The organism is Rhodococcus sp. DK176, assembly GCF_038447315.2.
Lineage (GTDB): Bacteria > Actinomycetota > Actinomycetes > Mycobacteriales > Mycobacteriaceae > Rhodococcus_F > Rhodococcus_F jostii_A.
This window is the reverse complement of record NZ_CP118321.2, coordinates 7063245-7088260: the sequence shown is the minus strand read 5'-3', so window position 1 is coordinate 7088260 and position 25016 is coordinate 7063245. Positions and strand designations below refer to the sequence as shown.

Genomic DNA, 25016 nt, shown 5'->3' with positions numbered 1-25016 from the left:
CGATCACACTCCGGAGTCCGCGACCGCGTCCGGTCCGCCCTCCAGCAGTCGGCGGAACCCGTCCTCGTTGAGGACCGGCACTCCGAGTTCGACGGCCTTGTCGTGCTTCGAGCCCGGCGATTCGCCGACCACCACGAATGCCGTCTTCTTCGACACCGAACCCGCGGCCTTACCGCCCCGGACGAGGATCGCCTCCTTCGCCTGGTCGCGCGAGAACGTCTCCAGCGACCCCGTCACGACGATCGACAGTCCCTCGAGGTTGCGCGGAATCGATTCGTCGCGTTCGTCTTCCATGCGAACCCCGGCCGCGGACCACTTCTCCACGATCTGCTGGTGCCAGTCGACGCCGAACCACTCGGCGACAGCCGCGGCGATGGTGCCGCCGACCCCGTCCACCGCCGCGAGTTCCTCGACGGAGCTCTCCCGGATCCGCGCGAGCGACCCGAATTCACCGGCCAGCGCACGCGCCGCCGTGGGACCGACATGGCGGATGGACAGCGCGACCAGCACCCGCCACAGCGGCTTGTCCTTGGCGGAATCGAGGTTGTCGAGCAGCCTGCGGCCGTTGGCCGACAGGCCGCCGGCCTTGGTCCGGAAGAGCGACGTCTTGAGCAGATCGTCCTCGGTGAGCGAGAACAGGTCGCCCTCGTCGCCGATCGCCTTGGCTTCGAGCAGGCTCGTGGCGGCCTCGTAACCGAGGACCTCGATGTCGAATGCGCCGCGGCCCGCCACGTGGAACACGCGTTCCCGGAGTTGCGCGGGGCAGTACTGCTGGTTGGGGCAGCGAATGTCCGCGTCCCCCTCTTTGGCGGGGGCCAGCGGTGTGTCGCACTCCGGGCAGTGGGTGGGCATCACGAACTCGTACTCGTCGCCCGTCCGGGCGTCGACCACGGGTCCGAGGACCTCGGGGATGACGTCGCCGGCCTTGCGCAGCACGACCGTGTCGCCGATGAGCACGCCCTTGCGTTTGACCTCGGAGCCGTTGTGCAGGGTGGCGAGGGAGACCGTGGAGCCGGCGACCGTGACCGGTTCCATGTAGGCGAACGGGGTGACCCGGCCGGTGCGACCGACGTTGACCCGGATGTCGAGGAGCTTGGTGGTGGCCTCTTCCGGCGGGTACTTGTAGGCGATCGCCCAGCGCGGCGCCCGCGACGTGGACCCCAGCCGGCGTTGCAGCGACGTCTCGTCTACCTTGACCACCAGACCGTCGATCTCGTGCTCCACGTCGTGCCGGTGCTCGCCCCAGTACTGCACCCTGTCCACGACGGCGTCCGCGCCCGTGACGCGGGCGGTGTGGGTCGACACCGGCAGGCCCCACGCCGCCAGAGCCGTGTACGCGTCGTACTGGGAGACCGGCTCGAATCCTTCGCTCCGGCCGAGGCCGTGGCAGATCATCCCGAGGCGCCTGCGGGCCGTGACGGCCGGATTCTTCTGCCGCAGCGACCCGGCCGCGGAATTTCGGGGATTCGCGAACGGCGCCTTGCCTTCCTCTACGAGCGCCGCATTGAGTGCGGCGAAGTCCTCGAGCCGGAAGAACACCTCGCCGCGCACCTCGAGGAGTGCCGGGATGGGGTATTCGTCTGTGCCGGTGAGCTTTTCCGGAATGTCGTCGATGGTCCGCGCATTGAGCGTCACTTCTTCACCGGTCCGGCCGTCGCCGCGCGTGGCGGCCCGGACGAGCCGGCCGTTCTCGTAGACCAGGTTCAGCGCGACCCCGTCGATCTTCACCTCGCACAGGTAGTGCAGGTCGGGCCCGGTCTCCTGCTCCACCCGGCTGATCCAGGTGCGCAGTTCGTCGGTGGCGAAGACGTTGTCGAGGCTGAGCATCCGCTCGAGATGATCGGCGGAGGCGAAGTCGGTGGAGAACCCGCCGCCGACGAGTTGTGTCGGCGAATCGGGCGTCCTCAGGTCGGGGTACTGGTTTTCGAGGTCGTTCAGCTCGCCCAGCAGCACGTCGAACTCGCCGTCGGAGATGATGGGCGCGTCGCGGACGTAATAGCGGAACTGGTGCTGCCGCACTTCCTCGGCCAGCTCGTTCCAATGCTCCCGGACGTGTCCGGGGGCCGGTGTCGGGGCTTCGGTCGATTCACTCACTACCGAAGATTAACCGGTCCGGCCGACACCGAATGCCGGACTCAGAGCGATTCGGGGTCGTCGGTGAACGCGCTGCTCACCTCGGCGCACAACTTCAGCGCCTCCCGACTCCAGGACGCGTCGGCGCCCGCGAGCCCGCAGGCGGGCGTCACCGCGACCTGGGTCCGCAGCGTCGTGCGGGCGAATCCGAGCCGGTCGATCAGCGTCACCGCAGGTCGAGCCAGGTCGCGCCACGTGGCAGGCACGGCGGGAACGGTGGTCGGGACGAGGCCGAGCGCGAGCTCCTTGCCCGCGTCGAGCAACTCGCCGATACCGTCCAGGTCCGTGGACGCCAGCTGTGACACGTCCAGACCGACCGCGCGGGCACTGCTGCGTCGCAGAAGGTCGGTGGGCAGATCCGCGGAGCAGCAATGCACCATGGTCACCGCGCCGCAGCCGGCGAGGGCGGCCTCGAGCACGGCGAGAGCCTCCGGTTCCGGCATCGCCCGCACGGTCTCGAGCCGCGATCGACCGGACAATGTCCCCGCCAGCACGGCGGGCAGACGCGGCTCGTCGAACTGGACCAACACCTGCGCGCCGAGACGTCGGGTGACCTCCGCGGCGTGCCGCGCGAGCCCCTCGCCCAGCGATTCGGCGAAGTCGCGCACCGCACCGGGGTCGGTGAGCACACGCCGGCCGGTGCCGAGTTCCACCTCGGCCGCCAGCGTGAGTGGGCCCACCGACTGCACCTTCACCACGTGGTCGGCGCCGACGAGGCCCGCACTGTCCCACGCCTCCTCGAGCGCGTCCAGATCCTGGTTCAGGAGGTCGGTCGCCCGCTTGGCGACCGAACCGCGACGCTGCACCACCCGGTAGGCCGTCGTGGACACGTCCAGCTGCAGATCCACGAGCAGAGCGCTGGCGCGGCCGATCATGTCGGCGCCGAGCCCGCGGGCGGGCAACTCGACCAGGTGCGGGAGCCTGCCGAGTTCGCCGAGGACGATCGTGGCGGCTTCACGCGGATCGGTGCCCGGCCACGAGCCGACGCCGGTGACGGCACCGGCCAGTGAGATACCCTGCGTCACTGTGTGTTCGGACGTGCGTCGGTACCCGAGATCGTTCCGCTGCCCAGCACGATGTCGCCTGCCGGATCGGTCCGGTACAGGACGACGGCCTGCCCCTTCGCGACACCGGTGAGCGGCTCTCGAAGGGAGATGGCGATGCCGCCGTCGACCGCTTCCGCGACAGCCTCGGCGAGACCGCCGTGGGCCCGGACCTGCACGGTGCATTCGACCGGTCCGACCGGCGTGCTCCCGGACGTCCACACGGCGCGGTCCGCCGTGATCGCGTGCACCTCGAGGTTACGGGCGGAACCGACACGGACGGTGCCGGTGTCGGGTTCGATCGACGTCACGTACCGCGGTTGCCCGTCGGCGGCGGGACCCTGGACGCCGAGACCCTTCCGCTGACCGATCGTGAAACCGTGCACGCCTTCGTGTTCCGCCAGCACCTCACCCGAATCGGCGTCGACCACACTGCCCGGACGGACACCGATGCGGGCGCCGAGGAATGCGCGGGTGTCGCCGGACGGGATGAAGCAGATGTCGTGGCTGTCGGGCTTGTTCGCCACGGCGAGGCCGCGTTCGGCGGCCTCCTCCCGGATCCGGTCCTTCGGGGTGTCACCCACCGGGAACATCGCCCGCGACAGCTGCTCGGCGGTGAGCACACCGAGCACGTACGACTGATCCTTGTCCGCGTCGACGGCACGGCGCAGCACGCCGTTCTCGAGTTGCGCGTAGTGGCCGGTGGCCACCGCGTCGAACCCGAGGGCGATCGCACGGTCCGCGAGCGCCGCGAACTTGATCTTCTCGTTGCACCGCAGGCACGGGTTGGGGGTCTCCCCCGCGGCATACGACGCCACGAAGTCGTCGATCACGTCTTCCTTGAATCGGTCGGCGAAATCCCAGACGTAGAACGGGATTCCGAGTACGTCCGCGGCACGCCTGGCATCACCGGCGTCCTCCTTGGAGCAGCAGCCCCGGGATCCGGTCCGCAGCGTGCCCGGCTCGGCGGACAGCGCGAGATGCACGCCCACCACGTCGTGTCCGGCTGCGACCGCCCGTGCCGCCGCCACCGCGGAATCCACGCCGCCACTCATGGCCGCCAGTACTCGCATCAACGATCCCCTCCACGCGCTCCGACACCGGCGAGCCCGGCGGCGCGGGCCCGCTCCACAACTTGCGGCAGTGCCGCGATGACTGCATCCACGTCCGCGATCGCCGACGTGTGCCCGAACGAGAAGCGCAACGACCCCCGCGCGGTCGCGGAATCCACGCCCATCGCGGTCAGGACGTGGCTCGGACGAGCGACCCCGGCGGTACACGCCGAGCCGGTCGAACACTCGATCCCGGCGGCGTCGAGCAACATCAGCAGTGAATCGCCCTCGCAGCCGGGGAACGTGAAGTGGGCGTTGCCCGGCAGTCGTGCGCTGCCCACCGGCCCGTTCAGCACGGCGTCGGGAACGATCTCGCCCACGCGCTCGATCAGGCGGTCGCGCAGGACGGCCAGTTCCGTCGCGCGGGCATCGAGGTCGGCGGTCGTGTCGCGCAGGGCGGCCGCCATACCGACGACACCCGCCGTGTCCGGGGTACCCGAACGCAGGTCGCGTTCGTGTCCCCCGCCGTGCAGCAGCGGCACGCACGGCACCTGCCGTCCGAGCAGCAGCGCACCGACGCCCTGCGGTCCGCCGACCTTGTGCGCGGCGATGCTCAGCGCGGACAGCCCGCTCGCAGCGAAGTCCACCGGGATGTGCGTGACAGCCTGGACGGCGTCGCTGTGCATCGGCACACCGAACTCAGCCGCGACGGCGGCGAGTTCGGTGATCGGCATGATCGTGCCGACCTCGTTGTTGGCCCACATGATCGTGACCAGGGCCGTCTCGTCCGCGTGGACCGCGAGTTCGTCGCGCAGCGTCTGCGGGGACACCCGGCCCAGTTCGTCGACGGGCAGCCATGTGACCCGAGCACCCTCGTGCTTCTCGAGCCACTCCACCGCGTCGAGGACCGCATGGTGCTCGACGGAACTGGCGAGAATCCGCACCCGGCCCGGGTCGGCGTCGCGCCGGGCCCAGAAGATGCCCTTGACGGCGAGGTTGTCACTCTCGGTGCCACCGGAGGTGAAGATGACCTCGGACGGCCTGGCACCGAGGTCGGCGGCGATGGACTCGCGGGCCTCCTCGATGCGACGGCGGGCGGCGCGCCCGGAACCGTGCAGCGAGGACGCATTGCCCACGGTCCTGAAGATGTCGGTCATCGCCCGGACGGCCGCGGGCACCATGGGAGTGGTGGCTGCGTGGTCCAGGTAGACGGGGTGATCGGCACTGCGGGCAGAGGTCATGACGTGACCAGGATAGCTCAGGCGACGAGACGCTCCGCCGCCTCGATGCCCGCGGCCGCCGTCCCGGCCACACCCTGCAGCGGATCGAGGATGTCGTGCGCTGCGAGATCGATCCGTTCGTCGCCTCGCGCGGCGCGCTCGCACCGGGCCGCCAGATCGCGGCGGCACTCCCCCGGATACTCGATCGGCGCCAGCCGCACCTCCGCGGTGACCCCCTTCTGTCGGATGATGCGCCGGACCGACTGACCGATCGTCTCCTCGCCCACGAAGCAGGGCCCGGTCGTCAGCTCCCCGCCCCGGCCGGTGTACCGCAGCGAGATCGGCTGGACCGGGCATTCCGCGTCGATCGCGGCCTGGAACAGCGCGGGCCGGAATCCCCCGTACGCCCGTCCGCACCACGTGGTGCCCTCCGGGAACGCCACGACTCGTTCGCCGGCGCGCAGCCTGCCCGCTGTCGTCGCCACCGTCGCCGGGAGCGCCCGCAGGCTCTGCCGCTCGATCGGAACGACCCTCATCCGACGCGCGAGCGACCCCAGCACCGGCCAGTCCAGCAGATCCCCGCGGGCGACGAAGTTCGCCGGCGCGAGCGCGCTGAGCACCAGCACGTCGGTCCACGACACGTGGCCGGCCACCACCAGGATCCCGCCGGTGTGGCGCCGCTTTCCGCGACGATCGACGACGAGGAGGCGAATTCCCACGCAGCGCAACAGAATCGCCGCGTACCGCCGCTGCAGACCGGTCCGCCACGACCGGGGCAGCAACCATCCGGCGGTCAGGAGCGGCGCGGTCGCCAGGGCCGACACCACCAGGCACCACCGAACGACCACGGTCGGCATCGACACTCCGTTCGCCTCCGCGGGCAGACACCCCGCACCGCACGGACTCGACGGCATCCACGAGTGCACGGTCACCTCGGTCACCTCGGTCGACTCGGACAGGGCCGTGCTCATGCCTGTGCCCCCGCCTCGAGAGTGGCCGACGCCGACCGCAGGCGTTCGAGGTACCGCTCGTTGGCACCGTGCAGTCCCTGCAGGGCGACGAAATCGGCCACACCGAACTCCGGATCGTGCGCGGGCTCACCGCACACCTTGGCCCCGAGGCGCAGGTAGCCCCGGAGCAGCGGCGGCAGGGTCGGGCGGGCGGGTGGCGCGATCTCGTCGAGCGACCGCCCGTCGACGCGCACCGGGTTCCTGGGCACGGCCCGCGCGGCCGGGTCGTTGCCGTACTTGCGGAGCAGCAGGTCGCGCACCCCGCGGACGTTGGAACCGGCCACCGCGTCCGGATGCTCCCGCATCGGCACGGAGACACATCCCATGACCCACTCGTATCCGGTGAGCTGCAGGTAGTGGAGGATGCCTGCCCACATCAGGCTCAGCACCGAACCGGAGCGGTGGTCGGGGTCGACGCACGCCCGGCCCATCTCGACGATGCGGTTGCCGACGGGGTCCAGAGCGGAGATGTCGAATTCGGTGGCGGTGTAGTAGCCGCCGGCCTGGGCAGCGGCGTCGGGCGGGAGCATGCGGTAGCAGCCGACGAACTCGCCGGTCGCCTCGTGGCGGACCAGGAGGTGGTCGCAGAAGTCGTCGAACCGGTCGGCGTCGAGGGCGTCGGCGTGCGCGGGGACGGAGAATCCGGGTTCGGAGGCGAACACGCGGTAGCGCAGCCTCTGGGCCGCAACGCGGTGTTCACGGTCGGACGAGACGACCAGGGAGTATCGGGGCGCGGTTACAACAGAATCGGCGGTCTCACTCGGTGCGCGGAGAACTGACGAAGTTGTCATGGCGCAGGTTTACCGAGCAGGGGCGGCGTGAGGGCATCGCCCGGGTGTCGTGTCGATGCAGCCCGGATGAACGACGGAAGATACGACGGCGGCCCCGCTCCCTCGAAGGGAGCGGGGCCGCCGTCGGTCGAGAATCAGCCCTTGTGGGCCTTGACAGCCTCGGTGAGCTGCGGCGCGACGTTGAACAGGTCGCCGACGATGCCGTAGTCCGCGATCTCGAAGATCGGGGCTTCCTCGTCCTTGTTCACCGCGACGATGGTCTTCGACGTCTGCATACCGGCGCGGTGCTGGATCGCACCGGAGATGCCGAGCGCGATGTACAGCTGCGGGGAGACCGTCTTACCGGTCTGACCGACCTGGAACTGGCCCGGGTAGTAGCCCGAGTCGACCGCGGCACGCGAGGCACCGACAGCGGCACCCAGCGAGTCGGCGAGTTCCTCGACGACGGAGAACTTGTCGGCGCTGCCGACACCGCGGCCACCGGAGACGACGACGGTCGCCTCGGTGAGCTCGGGGCGGTCGCCACCGACGATCGGATCACGCGAGGTGATCTTGACGGCGCCCTCTTCCTGGGCCGGAACCTCGACGGAGACCTTCTCGCCTGCGCCCGCTTCGGGCTTCGCCTCGATGGCACCCGGACGAACCGAGATGACCGGGACGTCGCCGTTGGCCTTGGCGTCGACGGTGAACGCGCCACCGAAGATGGAGTGCACGGCGCTGCCGTCGGACTTCACGTCGACGACGTCGACGAGCAGGCCGGAGCCGATGCGGGCAGCAAGACGTCCGGAGACCTCCTTGCCCTCGACGCTGGCGGCGGTGATGACCGCAGCCGGCGCGGCCGACTCGACGAGCGACGCGAGCACGTCGACCTTCGGGGTGACCAGGTAGCCGTCGATGTCGTCCGACTCGGCGACGTAGATCTTGGCCGCGCCTGCGGCGGCGAGGCCCTCGGCCAGCTTGTCGGCGGTACCGGCGGGACCGGTGACCACTGCGGCCGGCTCACCGAGCGCGCGAGCGGCGGTGATGAGTTCGGTGCTGACCTTCTTCAGCGCACCCTCTGCGTGCTCGACGAGCACCAGTACTTCTGCCATGTCTAACTCTCCCTGTATGTGTCTGCTGGTCGGTAGAGGGGCGCGATCAGATGATCTTCTGGCCCACGAGGTAGGCAGCGATCTTGCTGCCGCCGTCGCCCTCGTCGACGATGCGCTCACCAGCGGTACGCGGGGGCTTGGGGGTGGAGGCGGTGACGGTGGAGCCCGCGTTGGCGACACCGACGGTCTCCGGGTCGACACCGAGGTCGGCCAGCGTGTAGACGAGAACTTCCTTCTTCTTAGCGGCCATGATGCCCTTGAAGGAGGGGAAGCGGGGCTCGTTGATCTTCTCGGTGACGCTGACGATGGCCGGCAGGCTCGCCTCGAGGCCGAAGACGCCCTCGTCGGTCTCGCGCTCGCCGGTGACGGTGCCGTCGGCGACCGTGAGCTTGCGCAGCTGCGTGAGCTGCGGGATGCCCAGGTACTCGGCGATGATGGCCGGGACGGCGCCGACGCGGCCGTCGGTGGCCTCGTTACCGGCGATGATCAGGTCGGCAGGCTCTTCGTTCTCGAACGTGATCTGTCCGAGTGCCGCGGCCAGGGTCCATGCGGTCTGCACCGCGTCGGAGCCGTGGAGGGCCGGGTCATTGATGTGCACTGCCTTGTCGGCACCCATGGAGAGGGCCTTGCGGATGGCGTCGGTGGCGCGGTCCGGACCTGCGGAGAGGACGGTCACCTCGCCGCCCTGAGCCTCCTTGATCAGGAGCGCTTCCTCGACGGCGCGCTCGTTGATCTCGTCGAGCACTGCATCGGCGGCCTCGCGGTCAAGCGTGTAGTCACCGTCGGTCAGCTTGCGCTCGGACCACGTGTCGGGGACCTGCTTGATCAAAACAACGATGTTCGTCATGGGTCTTCGTCGACCTCCTGTGTGTTCTTGCGTGGTTATCGTGAGTTGCTCCGCGTGGGCCGAGCTCTCGTTGTCGATATTTCGTCGCACGATGGCTCTGCGACAGATTACCCCACGTTAAGTTACCGGTCGGTAACTTGCGTGAAAGTCTCGTTCACCATAACGGCCGAAAGTGCATTTCATCCCTGTGATGTAGACCACCTGGACGAGCGACCTTGCCGGTGGCACTAACCTCGCAGCGGTGAGCGAATCATTTGTCGGCGACCGCGAGGACGCACCGCTGCCCCCGCTCGGTCACGAGCAATTGCCATCGACCGGAGACGAGCAACTGCCCCTCACGGGCGAGCGGACCGTGCCCGGGATCCCCGAGGAGAACTACTGGTTCCGGCGTCACGAGGTGGTCTACCGCGACCTCCTCCCCCGCTGCGCGGGACGCCGGGTACTCGAGGCCGGATCCGGGGAAGGCTACGGCGCCAACATGATTGCCGATGTGGCACGGACCGTCACCGGACTCGACTACGACATCTCCGCGGTCGAGCACGTGCGTGCGCGGTACCCCCGCGTCGAGATGCTGCACGGCAACCTCGCGGAACTTCCCCTCGACGGTGAATCCGTCGACACCGTCGTCAATTTCCAGGTGATCGAACACCTCTGGGACCAGGCCCAATTCCTCCGCGAGTGCTTCCGGGTGCTGACGCCCGGCGGAGAACTGCTCGTCAGCACCCCCAACCGCATCACCTTCTCGCCGGGCCGCGACACACCCCTCAATCCGTTCCACACCCGCGAACTCGACGCGGCCGAGCTGACCGAGCTGCTCGAGGAGGCCGGCTTCAGGGTCGCCCTCATGACCGGCGTCCATCACGGCGACCGGCTGAAATCCCTCGACGCGAAGCACGGCGGCTCGTTCATCGGCGCTCAGATCGACCGCGCACTGGCCGGTGAACCCTGGCCCGACGAACTGACCCGCGACGTCGAGGGCATCACCGTCGACGATTTCGCCCTGCACGAGGGCGACATCGACGACAGCCTCGACCTGGTGGCCGTCGCGGTGAAGGATCCTGTTCGGTGACCGAATCCGACAACCGCACCGGAGCGGGCGACGCGACGGAACCGGGCATGTTCTGCCTGGTCCTGCACTCCCACCTGCCCTGGCTCGCCAACCACGGCCGGTGGCCTGTGGGCGAGGAGTGGCTGTACCAGTCGTGGGCGGCGTCGTACCTCCCCCTCACCGCGATGTTGCGGCGGCTGTCCGACGAGGGTCGCTCGCATCTGCTGACCCTCGGCATCACCCCCGTTCTCGCAGCTCAGCTCGATGATCCGCACTGCCTGGCGGGAATGCACCACTGGCTGGGGAACTGGCAGATCCGCGCCCACGAGGCGGCAGGCATGCCCGACGACGCGCACCGCGATCTCGGTGCCCGCGAGCACCGCGCGTCCGCCGCCGCACTCGCCGACTTCGAGCTGCGCTGGCGGCACGGCGGCTCACCGGTACTGCGCGACCTTCTCGACCGCGAGGCGTTCGAACTGCTCGGCGGGCCGCTGGCCCACCCGTTCCAGCCGCTGCTCGACCCGCGGTTGCGCGCCTTCTCCCTCCACGAGGGGCTCGCCGACGCCGCCGCACGGTGGAACTGCACACCGACAGGTATCTGGGGACCCGAATGCGGGTACACCCCCGGCATGGAGACCGGATACGCCGAGGCGGGCGTCACTCATTTCATGGTCGACGGCCCCGCCCTGCGCGGCGACACGTCGCTCGGCCGGCCGGTCCGTGAGTCCGACGTGGTCGCGTTCGGACGCGACCTGCAGGTGAGTTACCGGGTGTGGTCGCCGAAGTCGGGCTATCCCGGGCACGGCGCCTACCGCGATTTCCACACGTACGACCACGCCACGGGTCTCAAACCGGCCCGGGTCACCGGACGCACCGTCGACTCGGCCGACAAGGCGCCGTACGACCCGGCTCTCGCGACGGCCGCGGTCGATCGGCACGTGGCCGACTTCGTTGCCACCGTGCGCAAGCGACTGCGCGACGAATCCCAGCGCAACGGACGGCCCGCGCTCGTCGTCGCCGCGTTCGACACGGAACTGTTCGGGCACTGGTGGCACGAGGGCCCCGAATGGCTCGAGAAGGTGCTGCGCGCGCTGCCCGAGGCCGGAATTCGGGTCGGCACCCTCGACGACGCCCGCAGGCAGGGTTACGTCGGCGAACCCGTCCAACTCGAGAACTCGTCGTGGGGATCCGGCAAGGATTGGCGGGTGTGGGCCGGCGATCAGGTCTCGGACCTGGTGCAACTCAACGCCGAGGTGGTCGCGACCGCCCTCGACACCGTCGACAAGACCCACGACGCCGACACCGCCCCCGGACGCCCCGCGCTCCGGAACCGCGTGAACGACCAGATCCTGCGGGAGGCACTCATGACGGTGTCGAGCGACTGGGCGTTCATGGTCAGCAAGGATTCCGCCGCCGGATATGCCCGCGACCGGGCGCACAAGCACGCGCACGCCACCCGCGAGATCGCCGCCGCGGTCTCGGCGGGCAAGGACGCGACCGCGAACCGGCTCGCAGAGGGATGGAACCACGCCGACGGCCTGTTCCCCGGACTCGACGCGCGGCGTCTGCCCGGCAGGGACCATCGGCTGACGGGCACCGAGGGAGGGGCGTCGTGAAGATCCTGATCGTGTCGTGGGAATACCCACCCGTCGTGGTCGGAGGTCTCGGCCGACACGTCCACCACCTGGCCACCGAACTCGCGGCGGCCGGACACGAAGTGGTGGTGCTGTCGCGGCGGCCGTCGGGCACCGACGCCTCCACCCATCCCACCGTCACCCACATCGAGGACGGCGTCCTGGTGGTCGCCGTCGCCGAGGACCCCGCGCACTTCGTCTTCGGCGAGGACATGCTGGCGTGGACACTCGCGATGGGGCACGCGATGGTGCGCGCCGGCGTCGCCCTGCACAAGCCGGGTGTCGGGGAGGGCTGGCAGCCGGACGTGGTGCACGCACACGACTGGCTGGTGGCGCATCCCGCCATCGCGCTGGCCGAATTCTACGACGTCCCTTTGGTTTCCACGCTCCACGCCACCGAGGCCGGGCGGCACAGCGGCTGGGTGTCCGGCCGGATCAACCGGCAGGTGCATTCGGTGGAATGGTGGCTGGCCAACGAATCCGATGCGCTCATCACCTGTTCCGCGTCGATGCAGGACGAAGTGACCACCCTCTACGGTCCGCAGCTTCCGCCGATCACGGTGATCCGCAACGGAATCGACCTCACCACCTGGAGCTTCCGCGAGCGCGCGCCGCGGTCCGGACCGCCGAAACTCCTGTTCGTCGGCCGCCTCGAATACGAGAAGGGAGTGCAGGACGCCATCGCCGCGCTCCCCCGCATCCGCCGCAGCCACCCCGGGACCACGCTGTCGATCGCCGGGGAGGGCACCCAGTTCACCTGGCTCTACCAGCAGGCCCGCACCCATCGCGTCGCCCGTGCCGTGAACTTCCTCGGCAACCTCGACCACATCGAACTGCTCGGGTGGCTGCACGGCGCCGACGCCATCGTCCTGCCCAGCCGCTACGAGCCGTTCGGGATCATCGCACTCGAGGCCGCGGCCTCCGGCACCCCGCTCGTGGCGTCCACCGCCGGCGGCCTCGGTGAAGCGGTCGTCGACGGGGAGACCGGCATGTCGTTCCAGCCGGGCGACGTCACCGGGCTCACGTCCGCGGTCCGGGAGGTCCTCGACGACCCGGCCGGGGCCCAGCAGCGCGCGGTGGCCGCCCGTGACCGTCTCACCGCGGATTTCGACTGGCACAAGGTGGCCGAGGACACCGTCCACGTCTACGCGGGCGCCAAGCGTCGCGTGCGGCACCCGTTGGCGAGGCCGGAGATTCCCGAGCGCCCGCTGCCCGGTCGCTGACGTGGCCCTCAGTCCGTGCGGGTCCACCGGATCCGGATCGGTCCCCGTGCCGATCGCGGATCCACCACGGCACCTTTCTGGGTGACCTCGACCTCCCCGGTATCGGCCAGGCGCCCGGCGGCCTCCCGCACCGGTTCCATCAGGGGCCGCCAGTCGTCCGGGGCGACGGCGCGCGCGACGTCCGACGGGCAGATGCTCGCGCTGTCGGCCCGGGCATCGAGGAGCGCCCGGATGCACTCCTCGAGTTCCCTGTCCGACACGGTCATGACGCCGACTATGCCACCGCGGCGGTCAGTTCTCCTGCGCCGCCTTCTTCCGGGCGATGTCCTCGAGGGCGGCGATGTACTTCGCGCGTTCGGACGCGCCCGCCTCCCACTCGGCCTTGCGGTTCTTCACGGCCTTGGCCGGCGAACCGACGGCGATGCTGAAGTCCGGGATGTCACCCTTCACGACGGCATGCGCGCCGAGGACACAGCCTCGCCCCACCCGCGTATTGCGCAGGACCGTGACCTTGGCCGCCACCCACGTGTCGGGTCCGATGCGGACCGGGCCCTTCACGATGCCCTGATCCTTGATCGGGACGTTCACGTCGTCCATGCGGTGATCGAAGTCGGTGATGTAACACCAGTCCGCCACGAGCGTCGACGCGCCGATCTCGATGTCGAGGTACGTGTTGACGACGTTGTCCTTGCCGAAGACCACCTTGTCGCCGATGCGCAGCGAACCCTCGTGGCAGCGGATCGCATTGCCGTCGCCGATGTGTACCCAGCGGCCGATCTCGAGCCGCGACAGGTCCGGGGTCGAATGGATCTCCACCCGCTTGCCGAGGAACACCATGCCGCGCAGGATCACGTGCGGGTTGGCCAGCTTGAACTTCGCGAGCCGGTAGTACCGCACCAGGTACCACGGCGTGTACGCCTTGTTCGCCAGCACCCAGCGCAGCGAGTCGCGTGTCAGGAAGCGGGCCTGCTCGCTGTCGCTCCGCCGGGATCCTCGCCACCTCGTACGCAACGGTGCGCCCCACATGCTCGTCATAGCCTGTCAGCCTACGTTCACGGCTCGCGCCCTCGTGCGGGTGTGTCCGGACTCCGACACCCGCATCGGGGTGTGCCGATCGGCGCAGCCTCGGCGGGATAGTCTCTGGGCCGAGCGTTATCGAAGACGAGGAGAAGTAATGCGGCGGGTCCTACGTTCGTCAGTACTGGCGCTGGCGACGATCTCGACTGTCGTCCTCAGCGGCTGCAGCAGCGGAACGCAGGTCGACGACATCTTCTCCGCGGGCGGGTGGCCCGGCATGCACGCCGACGCCCGCAACAGCGACACCAGCCCCGTCACCGGTTCCCGCGACCTCTCCTTCGCCTGGTCGCGCCCGCTGGGCGGTCCGGTGGCGAATTACGCATCCGTGGCCGCCAGCGGCCAGATCTTCATCACGGCCCGCACCGAGAAGGGCTGCAACCTCTTCTCCTACCAGATGGACAGCGGCCGCAAACGCTGGTGCCGCCAGCTCGCGCCGGGTGTCGTGGCGTCCACGCCGATCGTCGACGGCGCCGCCAACGTGTACGTGGGCGAGAACGGCGCCATCAACTCGTTCAACGAGTACGGCCAGCTGCGTTGGCGCACACCGGTGGTCGGGACGCCGCTGTCGGCACAGTTCACCGGCGACGGCAATCTCCTCTTCATCACCCAGCTCGGCCAGATCAACGTCGTGGACACGCAGACCGGCCAGAAAGTCGTGGCACCGTACGATCTCGTCCCACCGCCGTCCGTCGCCGAGGGCGCGAACGTCGACATCCTGCCCGACGACAAGGGCCTCAGCGGCTGCTTCTTCGGCGCACCCGACTGCCCGGTGGCCAATATGCCGGCCATCGACCTCGAGTCGGGCAAGTTCTACTTCACGTTCTTCGCGCCCGGCGCTCCCGCGGCGGAACTCGTCTCGATGAAGTACTCCGGCGGCGACAACCCCGCCATCACCCAGGAGTGGTCCAGCGATGCGCTGCCGGGCGGTAGCGCGTCCAGCCCCGACCTGTCGGCCGACGGCTCCGTCGTCTACACCAACGACAACTGGGGCACGTTGTGGGCGATCGATTCCGCGACGGGTGATCCGAAGTGGAGCTACGACATCGGGTACGCCGCCGCCGGCAGCCCGTCGACGTCCGCGGACGGCCTGATCATCCCCGCGGGCGGACTCGACGGCCACCTCCTGGCGTTGCAGGACAAGGGCGATCACGCCGAACTGGTCTGGGAGCGGAAGGATCTGCTGCAGCTGGGCGTCCCGGCGCAGACAGCCGGGTCGACCGGTTACGCGGTGGTCCGCGAGGGTACGGACGGGCTGGCGATGCTCACGTTCGACACCGGGACCGGCGAAACTCTCGACCAGGAGACCCTGCCCGGCGCGAAAGGCTTCACGGTCGGCACGTCCGTCGGGCCGAAGGGTGAAGTCCTGACGCCGACACTGCTCGGGGAGCTGTTCGTCCTCCGCTGACCCGTGAGTACTTGTCAACGTCCGGGGGGCTGTTGCGGAATTGAGTGAGGGTGGTTTGGTTCTCTCGTGACTTGGCGGGTGCCGGTGCGGGCGGGGGTGTCCCCGCCTGGTCATGAGGTGGCCGGGAGCGGGGTGCCTGCGGTCAGGTGGGTGAGGATCTTGCCCAGGTTGTGCACTGCGGCGTGGAACGCCCATTCGCTGCGGGCGCGGTCGAGTCCGCGGCTGGTGAAGCGGCGGAATCCGAGGTTGTGTTTGGCGTGCCCGAACACGGTTTCGGCGATGGGTGAGCGTTTGCGGTAGGTGGCGATGCCGGCCTCGGTGCGCAGCCGGCGGGTCATGGCCTGGATCGGATCCGATTGCGGCGGTGGCGGTCCGGTGACCGGATCAGCGGCGGCGGCAGCCTCGAGGTGATGGGATTTGCCGGTGGCGATCAACCGGTCCGGGCCCGGCGAGGTGAGATTGGCGCGGGAGCAGTAGCCGGCGTCGAAGAGCATCACCCCGATCAACTCCTCCGGGGCCGGGGCCGGGGCCGGGCGGGCAGGGTCCGCGCCGACCGGGTTCGTGTCGCGGCGGGAGGTGTCGATCAGCTGCGCGGCCTTGCCTGCCTTGTCGACCATCTCGGGGAAATAGTCGTAGTCGACCGGGCCGGTCCCGACTCCGGTGGCCAGGATCAACCCGTCCGCACTGGTGAAGGCCTGGCAGTTGTAGCCCTGCAGCCACCCGCCGCCGCGCAGCGGCTGCAACCGCGAATCGGGGTCGGTGATGTTGCGGCGACGCTGCCCGGCGGCAGCGGTGCGCTCACCCTCCTTGCGCAGGGCGGTGTCGAGTTCGGCGCGCCGACGCCGCACCAGGTGGTGCTCGTCGACCGGTTTCGGAACGAACCCGCCCCCGCCCCCTGACGCGGTGCGCCCCCGGAACCGCTCGATCACCGACTGCTGGGCGGCGACCGCCTCGGCCAGACGCCGCTCGGCGGCGGCGACCTCGGCCCCGACCGGCACCCGGCCCATCACCGTCTCACCCGCGTCGAGCCGGGCCAGGTAGTCCTGTGCCTTCCCGTCCCGCTCGGACTGTTCGGCCTGCTTCTGCGCGTCGAGCTGTGCCAACGCCTCGGCGATGCGTGCCGAGCGGGTCGTGGGATCGGCCAACTCCGCCGGCACCTGCCCCGGGCCCGGATCGTCCTCGCCGTAGAGGTCGTCCTCGGCGGCGTCACCGGCGGCGTGCGCGGCCGCCGCGGCCGCGGCGATCCGCGCGGCCTCCGCCTCGGCCGCCCGACGGAGCCCGTCCTCGGTGCGGTTGGCGTCCTTCGATGCGTTCGAGGCGATCTTCACCCCGTCCAACGCGATCGTCTCGAGCCGGCCCAGACCCAACCGTGCGGCCAGCATCAGTACCTGTGTGAACAGGTCCTCGCAGGCGGTGTGGTTGTCCTTGCGGAACCGCGAGATCGTCACGTGATCGGGGGCATCGCCGGCACAGATCACCCGGTAGGACACCACCTCCGAGCAGGCCCGCTCGATCTGCCGGGAGGACCGCATCCCCCGCGACCACGACCACACCAGCAGGGTCACCAGCATGTCCGGGTCGTACCCGGCCCGCCCGGCGCCTCCGGTGCGGCGAGAGTCATGAAAGGCACTGGTGTCGAGATGGGTGTCGACGATCTCGATCACCGTCCACACCGGATGCGTGGGCGGCACCCACTCCCGCATGTCCGGAGGCAGCAGAAACTGCTGGTCACGATTCACCGGTCGATATCCCTTGGCCACCAACACATTATTCAGGAAACCCAAGGTCAGGGAATGGTGCCACGCGGGCGCTCCGTCCCGGGATTTCGAAACAGCCCCCCGGCGGTTGACAAGTACTCACGGGCGCGAAGCGCAGATGAACGCGACGCCTGCACGGCCGATCCGCGTGATCACCACACTGAGCGAACGACTTCCGCGCAACTTCAGCTTCGGACGCAGGACCGCGGGATCGACGTCGACGCCGCGCACGAGGATTTCCGCCACACCGCAGTCGTGACGCGCCAGCTCCTGCCGCAGCGACTTCTCCGAATACTTCACCTGCTCGAGAATGCGGAAGCCCCGCACACCGTCCGGAACCGAATCGCCGGTGAGATAGGCGATCCGGGGATCCAGCTGCCACAGTCCGTGCCGGGCCGCGTAGTGCCGCACCAGGCCCGCACGCACGACAGCCCCGTCCGGGTCGACGATCCATTCCCCCGGTGCGCGTTCGGGGATGTCGTCGTCCTCGGCGTCCGTCACCGTCCACGCGGTGCCGTCGGAGCCGAGGACGCTCGCCCGCCGGGTGACACCGGCTCCGGACAGTCCCGGCGACCACAGGCACGCCTCCCGCACGCCGCCGTCGAGCGACACCACCTCCACCTCGCCGTCCCAGCCGAGTCGGTCGAAATCGAGTCCGGGAGCGCACTTCACCGCGAGATCCCGTCCGCGGTACGCGTCGATCAGATCCGGCAGCGGCGGTTCCAGCGCGGCCGGGTCGTGTGTTCGCCTGCCGCCGGACCGTCGCGCCGGGTCCGCGAGCACGACGGTGCCGCGGGTGCACGGGACGAGCGCGTCGGCGCGGACAACGGCCGCTCCGGGCACGTTGTGCTGCGCCATCAGGAGCCGGACCGGGTCGAGGTCGCTTCCGATCACCGTCGCGGCCGTCCCGACCACCGCGTCCAGTTCGGCACCGATGGAGCACGTGACGTCGTGGACGTCCCGGTCCCTCAACCGGATCGCACGATGCGCGGCGACCGCACGCGGTGTCGCCTGTTGCAGGGCGTCGTCGGTGAATAACCAGTTTTCGGTGCCGGGAAGTTTGGCGACCGCCTTCCGCCGCAACAGCACGGTCTCCACCAGCAACGCCACGTGTAAGCCGAAACGCGCACGCGCCCGGCCGATGTCGGCCAGGCGCGTAGACGTGGTCAGTGCGAAGCGGTCCACTTCCGCGAGAGCGGCTGCCCCGTCCGGGCTCTGCAGGAACTCGACGTCCCCGGCAGTGAACGCATAACCCAATTCAGTTGCCGGGCTTCACGCCGGTGATCATGACGTTGTAGAAGAATCCCCGCGGCACCACGTGCCGGAGCACCTTCTCGTCGACCCAGCTGAGGGTCTTCCATCCGGTGAACGCGAAACGCCCCCAGCCCCAGCCCAGCTTCTCCGGGGGGACAGCAGCCTCGAACGTACGGACGGGCCACCCGAGCAAGGCGGCGGCGAATTCCTCGGTGGCGGCGTGAACCTGCTCGGCGCCTGCCGACTTCGCGATCTTCTCGAGGTCGCTCGGATCGAACGTGTGGAGGTCGACGACGGCCTCGAGCGCGGCCGCGCGGGAGGACTCGTCCAGTTCCGCCTGCGGGCGACGCCAGTCGGCGAGGAACGGCAACTTGGTGACCCGGGTGGTGACCTCCCACGTCGCGCGACCCAGCCAGCGGGCGTAGAAGTTGCCGATCGTGGTCGGCTCACCGGCGAAGACGAAACGCCCACCCGGCTTCAGGACGCGCAGGACCTCGCGCAGCGACTGCTCCACGTCCGGGATGTGATGAAGGACAGCGTGTCCCACGACGAGGTCGAACGTGTCGTCCTCGTACGGGATGGTTTCGGCGTCGGCGACGCGGCCGTCGACGGACAATCCCAGGCCCTCGGCGTTGCGGAGGGCGACCTTCACCATGCCGGGCGACAGATCGGTGACCGAACCGGTCTTCGCGACTCCACCCTGCATGAGATTGAGGAGGAAGAATCCGGTGCCGCAGCCCAGTTCGAGCGCCCGCTCGTAGGGCAGCGGCTGATCGCCCGCGACGGCGTCGAAACGTCCGCGCGCGTAGTCGATGCACCGTTCGTCGTACGAGATCGACCACTTCTCGTCGTACGTCTCGGCTTCCCAGTCGTGGTAGAGCACCTGGGCGAGTTTGGTGTCCTTCAGCGCGGCCTCTACCTCTTCGGCGGTGGCGTGCGGATGAGGAGCTGGGTCGTCATGGGCGCTTGCAGTCATGCGGCAAATCCTACTCGCTGGTAAGAGTGAACAGGTTCTAGTTTCGGGCTCCAGACTACTCGCCCGTGAACTGAGCCTTACCTGGGCCGTTCTCGATGAACGATTCCATCCCGATCTTGCGGTCCTGGGTGGCGAACAGTGAGGTGAACAGCTGACGCTCCACCGCGAGCCCGGTCGTGAGGTCGACGTCCAGCCCACGGTCGACGGCGGCCTTCGCCGCGGCCAGGGCACGGCCCGCACCCTTCGTGAACTGCGACGCCCACCGACGGGCAGCCTCGTACACGTCGTCCGGCGCCACGACCTCGTCGACCAGCCCGATCGCGAGGGCCTCCTCGGCGTCGACGAACCGGCCCGTGAACAGCAGATCCTTGGCCTTGGACGGTCCGATCAGCCGGGCCAGACGCTGGGTGCCGCCACCGCCGGGAATGACGCCGAGCAGGATCTCCGGCACACCGAGCTTGGCGTTGTCGCCCGCGATACGTCGGTCCGCCGACAGCGCGACCTCCAGGCCGCCGCCGAGCGCGTACCCCGCGATGGCGGCGACGGTGGGCTTCGGGATCTCGGAGACCGCCGCGAGATCCGACTGCAGGTCGCCGATCACGTCGGACATCTGCCCGAAGGTCATCTCGGACATTTCCTTCACGTCCGCGCCCGCAGCGAAGACCTTCTCGCCGCCGTAGACGATGACGGCCTTCACGTCGGCGTCGACGGTCGCCGCCCGCGCCGCTGCCCGCAACTCCTGCTGAACCTGACGGTTCAGGGCGTTCATCGGGGGGCGCGCGAGCCGGATCGTGCCGATGCCTTCGGATACCTCGAGAGTGACAAACTCAGCCATGAGGCAAAAGGCTACTTGTCTGCCTCCGACCCGGTTTCGCGGCCCGCCGCATCCCGATCAGTCGCGGGACGCCCACGGGTGCGGACCGGCTTCGTAGTAGCTGTCCTGCCCCGGGAACTCCACGCGGAGTTGCTCCTCGTCCGTGATCAGGGTCGGCAGGATCACCGGGATCTCCGGCTCCGCGGCCAGCACCTCCGCGACCGAGCCGAACGCGCTGAGCGCCGTGAGCTGACTCCACGTCGGCGGCAGCAGGATGCTTCCGCCGCCCTGCCAGTGCGCGAGCGCCGCAGCCGGACTCTGCCACCGCACCTCCTCGGCCTCGGACGTCGCACCGTCCGCGATCTGGCCGTGCGGTGCGGCGGCCACGAAGAACCGCGTGTCGTAGCGGCGGCCCTCGCCGACCGGGGTGATCCAGTTGGCCCATGGGCGCAGCAGGTCGGCGCGCAGGACGAGGTTCTCGCGCTTCAGGAAGTCGCTGAACGACAGTTCGCGCTTCTCGAGTTGTGTGCGGGACTGCGCGTAACGGGACGTGTCCGCCACGACCGTGTCCGCGCTCGGTCCCGCGAGGAGCACGCCGCATTCCTCGAACGTCTCGCGCACCGCCGCACACACGAGTGCCTTCGCGCGCGCAGCGTCGGTGGAGAACCGCGCGGCCCACCAGTCGACGGACGGTCCCGCCCAGTCGACCTCGGCGTCGGCGTCCGACGGGTCGACGCCGCCACCGGGGAACACGGTCATGCCGCCGGCGAACGCCATCCCCTTCACCCGGCGGAGGAGGAACACCTCGATGCCGGGCGCCGCGGCGTCTGCCGCGGCGTCACGGATGAGGATGACCGTGGACGCGTCCTTGGGTGCCACGTCGGTACTGTCGCGGGGCGCCTGCTCTTGCTTCGAGACCATGTCTCGGAACCTACGCCGCCGGGTGACGCGGGTCGCAGTCGGTCCCCCGGAGTGACCGCCGGTCCTCAGCCCCGCCGGTGCGCGCCGGGGACGCGGGTCCGCCGCGCGAAGAAGCGGCCGTCGACCTTGTCGAGGCTGATGGACTGGCTGAACGCCTCGCTGAGGTTCTCGGCCGTGATGACCTGATCCAGGAGCCCCTGCGAGACCACCTCCCCCTCCTTGAGGAGCAGTGCATGAGTAAATCCCGGCGGGATCTCCTCGACGTGGTGGGTGATGAGGACCGTCGCGGGGGCGTCGGGGTCGGCGGCGAGGTCGGTGAGGCGCGCGACGAGTTCCTCGCGCCCGCCGAGATCGAGACCGGCGGCGGGCTCGTCGAGCAGCAGCAGTTCCGGGTCGGTCATCAGCGCACGGGCGATGAGGACGCGTTTGCGCTCCCCCTCGGACAGGGTGCCGTACGTGCGCTTCGCGAGGTGCTCGGCGCCGAGGCTCTCGAGCATCTCGACGGCACGGTCGGTGTCCATGTCGTCGTAGCGCTCACGCCAGCGCCCGAGCACCGCGTAGCCGGCGGAGACGACGAGATCGGTCACGATCTCCTCGGACGGCACCCGGTTGGCGAGCGCCGAGGAGGACAGTCCGATCCGCGGTCGCAGTTCGTTGATGTCGACGCGGCCGAGCCGTTCGCCGAGAAGGTAGGCGCTTCCGCTCGTGGGATGCAGTTCGGCGGCCGCGATCCGGAGCAACGACGTCTTTCCTGCCCCATTCGGTCCGAGGACGACCCATCGTTCGTCGAGTTCCACCTTCCAGGTGACCGGGCCCACCAGAGTGTTGCCCCCGCGGCGGAGGAGAACGTCGTCGAATTCGATGAGGAGATCAGGATCAGGTTCATGCACGCACCCATCTTCCCGCACATCTTCCGAGCATTCACGGCAGGATCACTTGCGTGTCGCCTCACATCGATTCGCACCCCGGCGAGATGTCGTCGCTCCCGCCGAGTCTGCGGCTGCCCGGATCACCGTTTCCCCTGGGAGCGAAAGTGCGTGGCACCGGAACGCAGTTCGCTGTTCACGCTCCCGACGCCGAACTGGTACAGGTGTGCCTGATTTCCGGGGACGGCGACGAGATGCGGATCGATCTGGTCCAGCGGACGTACGGCATCTGGCACGGCATCGTCGAGGGCGTCGGCGCGGGACAGCGCTACGGCTACCGCACGCACGGACGCTGGGACCCCGCACGCGGCGTGCGCCTCAACCCCGCCAAGCTGCTTCTGGATCCGTGGGCGACCCGCATCACGGGAAAACTCGGCGACCACGACGCACTCGTCTCCCACGACGGCGACCCGTTCGGCGGCCCGTCACGCGTCGACAGCCTGGGCCACACACCGCTGTCGGTGGTCACGGCCGACCACGCCCGCACGAGCGGACCGCGGATCGAAAGGCCGTGGGAGGAAACCGTTGTCTACGAACTTCACGTGGGATCGTTCACCGCGCGGCAGCCCGACGTGCCTCCGCAGTACCGCGGAACGTATCTGGGTCTCGCCGAACCCGCCGTCGTCGGCCATCTCGTCCGCCTCGGCGTAACCGCGGTCGAACTGCTTCCCGTCCAGGCGTACGTCTCCGAGGCCACCGTCCGCTCGCGGGGCATGCGCAACCACTGGGGGTACTCCACCGCGGCGTTCTTCGCCCCCCACCCGGGCTATGCGGTGGTGCCCGGTGAGGAGATCACCGAATTCCACACGATGGTCGACGCTCTGCACGCCGCGGGGATCGAGGTCATCCTCGACGTGGTGTACAACCACACTTGCGAACAGGGTGTCGACGGCATCAGCCTCAGCTGGCGCGGCCTCGACGCCCCCGGCTACTACCTCCTCGACTCCGACGGTCGCGACATCGATATCACCGGTTGCGGGAACACCGTCGACGCACAGTCGCCCGTCGTCGTCCGGATGATCGGCGACAGCCTGCGCTACTGGGCGCACGAGATGGGGGTCGACGGCTTCCGGTTCGACCTCGCGTCCGCTCTCGGCCGGCCCGGTGGCGGCCGATTCGATTCCCGCGCTTCGATCTTCTCCGCGATCACGGCGGATCCCGTTCTCTCCCGGTGCAAACTGATCGCCGAACCGTGGGATGCCACGTCGGACGGATACCGGGTCGGGCACTTCGGCGTCCAGTGGTCGGAATGGAACGACAAGTACCGCAATACCGTTCGACGTTTCTGGAACGGCGGCACCGGGGTGCGCGATCTCGCCTCCCGGGTGGCGGGTTCCGAGGATCTGTTCGGAAACCGGCGGCCGTGGGCGTCCGTCAATTTCGTGACTGCGCATGACGGGTTCACCGCCGCGGACCTCGTGTCGTATGTCCGTAAACACAACGAGGCCAACGGCGAGGACAACCGGGACGGCGCCGATCACAACGACTCCGTCGACCACGGCGTCGAAGGCCCCACCGACGATCCGTCGATCATCGAGACGCGGTCCCGGCACGTCCGCGCGCTCCTGGCCACGCTCGCGCTGTCGACCGGCACGCCGATGTTCACCGCCGGCGACGAATTCGGTCACACCCTCGGCGGCAACAACAACGCGTACTGCGTCCCCGAGGACACCCCGCGTGAAGACTCCTGGCCGCTCGACTGGAGCACCGGGGACACGACTCTCACCGCGTTCGTCACCCGCGCCCTCGACCTCCGTCGCGCCTCCCCTGCCCTGCGCCAGCCGGAATTCTTCGAAGGCAGGCGCACACCCACCGGCCATCCCGACCTCGTGTGGTTCGGCGCCGACGGCGCCGAGATGGACGACCCCGCGTGGTACGACGACTCCAGGCGCACTCTCCAGGCGTGGATCGACGGATCCGACATCCGCTCCCACACCGAGGACGGGCGCCAGCTCACCGACGACAGTTGGCTTCTCGTCTTCCACTCGGGCGGACCCGCCGTAATTACTTTGGGCTGCCCCGAATGGTTCTACGGGACAGTGCTCGCCGAATTCGACTCGACATCGCCCGACGGCGCACCCGCGCCAGGCGGCCCCATCTCGGGAGACTCCGCGATCGCACTGTCCGGTCCGACGCTGCTCGTCTTCCGTGCGGTCGGGTAGATGCCGCCGAAGCGCATCATCAGCTGGATGAGCGGGCCGATGCCCAGCGCGTAGACGACGGTGCCCACCCCGACGGTGCCGCCGAGCAACCAGCCGGTGGCCAGCACGGTCACCTCGATCGACGTGCGGATCACACGCACCGACAGCCCGGTCCGCGCGACCAGACCGGTCATGAGACCGTCCCTCGGTCCGGGGCCCATCCCCGCACCGATGTACAGCACGGTGGCGAGCGCGTTGAGGACCACGCCACCGAGCATCACCACGATCCGCACGAAAAGGGAGTCGGCGGGTTCGAGGAACGCGAGCGACGTGTCCACCGAGACGGCGATGACCACGACATTGGCGATCGTGCCGAATCCCGGTTTCTGACGGATCGGGATCCAGAGTGCGAGTACCACGACACCGGTCAGCGCGGTCACCACACCGAAACTGAGTGGCGTGCGATCCGCGACCCCCTGATGGAACACATCCCAGGGGTCGAGGCCGAGACCGGCGGTGATCATCATGGCCATCGAGAAGCCGTACAGCCACAGTCCGGCGAACAGTGCGATCAGGCGTCGAGCGAGCATGACCGTCAGTGTTCCGGGAAAACCTGCCGCATCCCATAGCCACCACGCAGGCACTGGACCGAC

General features: G+C 69.2%; 21 protein-coding genes. 5 read left to right on the top strand and 16 right to left on the bottom strand.

Annotated features, from left to right (window positions below):
* Window positions 1-3: 3 nt before the first annotated feature.
* From ligA to PSR88_RS32925, 8 genes are all read right to left on the bottom strand, one after another.
* A complete protein-coding gene (ligA, locus tag PSR88_RS32960) occupies window positions 4-2094 on the bottom strand; it encodes an NAD-dependent DNA ligase LigA (RefSeq protein ID WP_016883113.1) in 2091 nt (696 codons plus the stop codon).
* 41 nt (window positions 2095-2135) lie between these two features.
* Window positions 2136-3158 carry a methionine synthase gene (locus PSR88_RS32955; RefSeq protein ID WP_009479660.1) on the bottom strand — a complete coding sequence of 341 codons (1023 nt, stop codon included), beginning with the start codon at window positions 3156-3158 and terminating at the stop codon, window positions 2136-2138.
* Window positions 3155-4249 carry a tRNA 2-thiouridine(34) synthase MnmA gene (gene mnmA, locus PSR88_RS32950; protein WP_016883114.1) on the bottom strand — a complete coding sequence of 365 codons (1095 nt, stop codon included), beginning with the start codon at window positions 4247-4249 and terminating at the stop codon, window positions 3155-3157. Before mnmA ends, PSR88_RS32955 begins: the two co-directional genes overlap by 4 nt.
* Window positions 4249-5469 carry a cysteine desulfurase family protein gene (locus tag PSR88_RS32945; protein WP_011598361.1) on the bottom strand — a complete coding sequence of 407 codons (1221 nt, stop codon included), beginning with the start codon at window positions 5467-5469 and terminating at the stop codon, window positions 4249-4251. The genes mnmA and PSR88_RS32945 overlap by 1 nt, the downstream gene beginning before the upstream one ends.
* A gap of 17 nt (window positions 5470-5486) precedes the next feature.
* Complete coding sequence (locus PSR88_RS32940) at window positions 5487-6419, bottom strand: lysophospholipid acyltransferase family protein (RefSeq protein WP_016883115.1); 933 nt, start codon at window positions 6417-6419, stop codon at window positions 5487-5489.
* On the bottom strand, window positions 6416-7249 hold the full coding sequence (locus tag PSR88_RS32935; RefSeq protein WP_011598359.1) for a GNAT family N-acetyltransferase: 834 nt from the start codon (window positions 7247-7249) through the stop codon (window positions 6416-6418). The genes PSR88_RS32940 and PSR88_RS32935 overlap by 4 nt, the downstream gene beginning before the upstream one ends.
* Before the next feature lie 134 nt (window positions 7250-7383).
* The gene (locus PSR88_RS32930) at window positions 7384-8340 is read right to left on the bottom strand and encodes an electron transfer flavoprotein subunit alpha/FixB family protein (protein ID WP_011598358.1); all 957 of its coding nucleotides are present in this window, start codon (window positions 8338-8340) and stop codon (window positions 7384-7386) included.
* 46 nt (window positions 8341-8386) lie between these two features.
* Window positions 8387-9187 (bottom strand): electron transfer flavoprotein subunit beta/FixA family protein, encoded by an 801-nt coding sequence (locus PSR88_RS32925; RefSeq protein WP_009479655.1) that lies wholly within the window; start codon window positions 9185-9187, stop codon window positions 8387-8389.
* A gap of 241 nt (window positions 9188-9428) precedes the next feature.
* Between PSR88_RS32925 and PSR88_RS32920 the strand changes: the two genes are divergently transcribed.
* The 3 genes from PSR88_RS32920 to PSR88_RS32910 are packed head-to-tail and all read left to right on the top strand — an operon-like array spanning window position 9429 to window position 13092.
* On the top strand, window positions 9429-10256 hold the full coding sequence (locus PSR88_RS32920; RefSeq protein WP_011598357.1) for a class I SAM-dependent methyltransferase: 828 nt from the start codon (window positions 9429-9431) through the stop codon (window positions 10254-10256).
* Window positions 10253-11851, top strand: a complete 1599-nt coding sequence (locus tag PSR88_RS32915) for a glycoside hydrolase family 57 protein (protein ID WP_016883116.1) — start codon at window positions 10253-10255, stop codon at window positions 11849-11851. The genes PSR88_RS32920 and PSR88_RS32915 overlap by 4 nt, the downstream gene beginning before the upstream one ends.
* Complete coding sequence (locus tag PSR88_RS32910) at window positions 11848-13092, top strand: glycosyltransferase family 4 protein (protein ID WP_016883117.1); 1245 nt, start codon at window positions 11848-11850, stop codon at window positions 13090-13092. Before PSR88_RS32915 ends, PSR88_RS32910 begins: the two co-directional genes overlap by 4 nt.
* A gap of 8 nt (window positions 13093-13100) precedes the next feature.
* Here PSR88_RS32910 and PSR88_RS32905 read toward each other — a convergent pair whose 3' ends face one another.
* Window positions 13101-13358, bottom strand: a complete 258-nt coding sequence (locus PSR88_RS32905; RefSeq protein ID WP_016883118.1) for a DUF3253 domain-containing protein — start codon at window positions 13356-13358, stop codon at window positions 13101-13103.
* Window positions 13359-13383: 25 nt separating this feature from the next.
* Window positions 13384-14127: an acyltransferase gene (locus PSR88_RS32900; protein WP_009479650.1), complete on the bottom strand. Its 744-nt coding sequence runs from the start codon at window positions 14125-14127 to the stop codon at window positions 13384-13386.
* A 139-nt stretch (window positions 14128-14266) separates the two neighbouring features.
* Between PSR88_RS32900 and PSR88_RS32895 the strand changes: the two genes are divergently transcribed.
* Entirely contained in the window at window positions 14267-15574 is a 1308-nt protein-coding gene (locus PSR88_RS32895) for a PQQ-binding-like beta-propeller repeat protein (protein ID WP_011598353.1), read from the top strand.
* A gap of 110 nt (window positions 15575-15684) precedes the next feature.
* Here the strand turns inward: PSR88_RS32895 and PSR88_RS32890 are convergent, their stop codons facing one another.
* The 6 genes from PSR88_RS32890 to PSR88_RS32865 form a co-directional block, all read right to left on the bottom strand.
* Window positions 15685-17313 carry a transposase gene (locus PSR88_RS32890; RefSeq protein ID WP_342338712.1) on the bottom strand — a complete coding sequence of 543 codons (1629 nt, stop codon included), beginning with the start codon at window positions 17311-17313 and terminating at the stop codon, window positions 15685-15687.
* A 117-nt stretch (window positions 17314-17430) separates the two neighbouring features.
* Window positions 17431-18588, bottom strand: coding sequence for a THUMP-like domain-containing protein (locus tag PSR88_RS32885; protein WP_011598352.1), 1158 nt, complete (start codon window positions 18586-18588; stop codon window positions 17431-17433).
* Between the two features lies 1 nt (window position 18589).
* On the bottom strand, window positions 18590-19561 hold the full coding sequence (locus tag PSR88_RS32880; RefSeq protein ID WP_007296833.1) for a class I SAM-dependent methyltransferase: 972 nt from the start codon (window positions 19559-19561) through the stop codon (window positions 18590-18592).
* A gap of 55 nt (window positions 19562-19616) precedes the next feature.
* Window positions 19617-20396: an enoyl-CoA hydratase/isomerase family protein gene (locus PSR88_RS32875; protein WP_011598351.1), complete on the bottom strand. Its 780-nt coding sequence runs from the start codon at window positions 20394-20396 to the stop codon at window positions 19617-19619.
* 57 nt (window positions 20397-20453) lie between these two features.
* Complete coding sequence (locus tag PSR88_RS32870) at window positions 20454-21296, bottom strand: NUDIX hydrolase (protein ID WP_016883119.1); 843 nt, start codon at window positions 21294-21296, stop codon at window positions 20454-20456.
* Window positions 21297-21361: 65 nt separating this feature from the next.
* Complete coding sequence (locus PSR88_RS32865) at window positions 21362-22186, bottom strand: ABC transporter ATP-binding protein (RefSeq protein ID WP_009479645.1); 825 nt, start codon at window positions 22184-22186, stop codon at window positions 21362-21364.
* 50 nt (window positions 22187-22236) lie between these two features.
* Between PSR88_RS32865 and glgX the strand changes: the two genes are divergently transcribed.
* Window positions 22237-24384: a glycogen debranching protein GlgX gene (gene glgX / locus PSR88_RS32860; protein WP_016883120.1), complete on the top strand. Its 2148-nt coding sequence runs from the start codon at window positions 22237-22239 to the stop codon at window positions 24382-24384.
* The last annotated feature ends 632 nt before the right edge of the window (window positions 24385-25016 follow it).

What these genes read in the sequence shown, in the direction of transcription:
- mnmA (WP_016883114.1), bottom strand. Translation starts at nt 4,249, where the DNA reads ATGCGAGTACTGGCGGCCATGAGTGGCGGCGTGGATTCCGCGGTGGCG.
- PSR88_RS32945 (WP_011598361.1), bottom strand. Translation starts at nt 5,469, where the DNA reads ATGACCTCTGCCCGCAGTGCCGATCACCCCGTCTACCTGGACCACGCA.
- PSR88_RS32940 (WP_016883115.1), bottom strand. Translation starts at nt 6,419, where the DNA reads ATGAGCACGGCCCTGTCCGAGTCGACCGAGGTGACCGAGGTGACCGTG.
- PSR88_RS32935 (WP_011598359.1), bottom strand. Translation starts at nt 7,249, where the DNA reads ATGACAACTTCGTCAGTTCTCCGCGCACCGAGTGAGACCGCCGATTCT.
- PSR88_RS32930 (WP_011598358.1), bottom strand. Translation starts at nt 8,340, where the DNA reads ATGGCAGAAGTACTGGTGCTCGTCGAGCACGCAGAGGGTGCGCTGAAG.
- PSR88_RS32925 (WP_009479655.1), bottom strand. Translation starts at nt 9,187, where the DNA reads ATGACGAACATCGTTGTTTTGATCAAGCAGGTCCCCGACACGTGGTCC.
- PSR88_RS32905 (WP_016883118.1), bottom strand. Translation starts at nt 13,358, where the DNA reads ATGACCGTGTCGGACAGGGAACTCGAGGAGTGCATCCGGGCGCTCCTC.
- PSR88_RS32900 (WP_009479650.1), bottom strand. Translation starts at nt 14,127, where the DNA reads ATGACGAGCATGTGGGGCGCACCGTTGCGTACGAGGTGGCGAGGATCC.
- PSR88_RS32895 (WP_011598353.1), top strand. Translation starts at nt 14,267, where the DNA reads ATGCGGCGGGTCCTACGTTCGTCAGTACTGGCGCTGGCGACGATCTCG.
- PSR88_RS32880 (WP_007296833.1), bottom strand. Translation starts at nt 19,561, where the DNA reads ATGACTGCAAGCGCCCATGACGACCCAGCTCCTCATCCGCACGCCACC.
- PSR88_RS32875 (WP_011598351.1), bottom strand. Translation starts at nt 20,396, where the DNA reads ATGGCTGAGTTTGTCACTCTCGAGGTATCCGAAGGCATCGGCACGATC.
- PSR88_RS32870 (WP_016883119.1), bottom strand. Translation starts at nt 21,296, where the DNA reads ATGGTCTCGAAGCAAGAGCAGGCGCCCCGCGACAGTACCGACGTGGCA.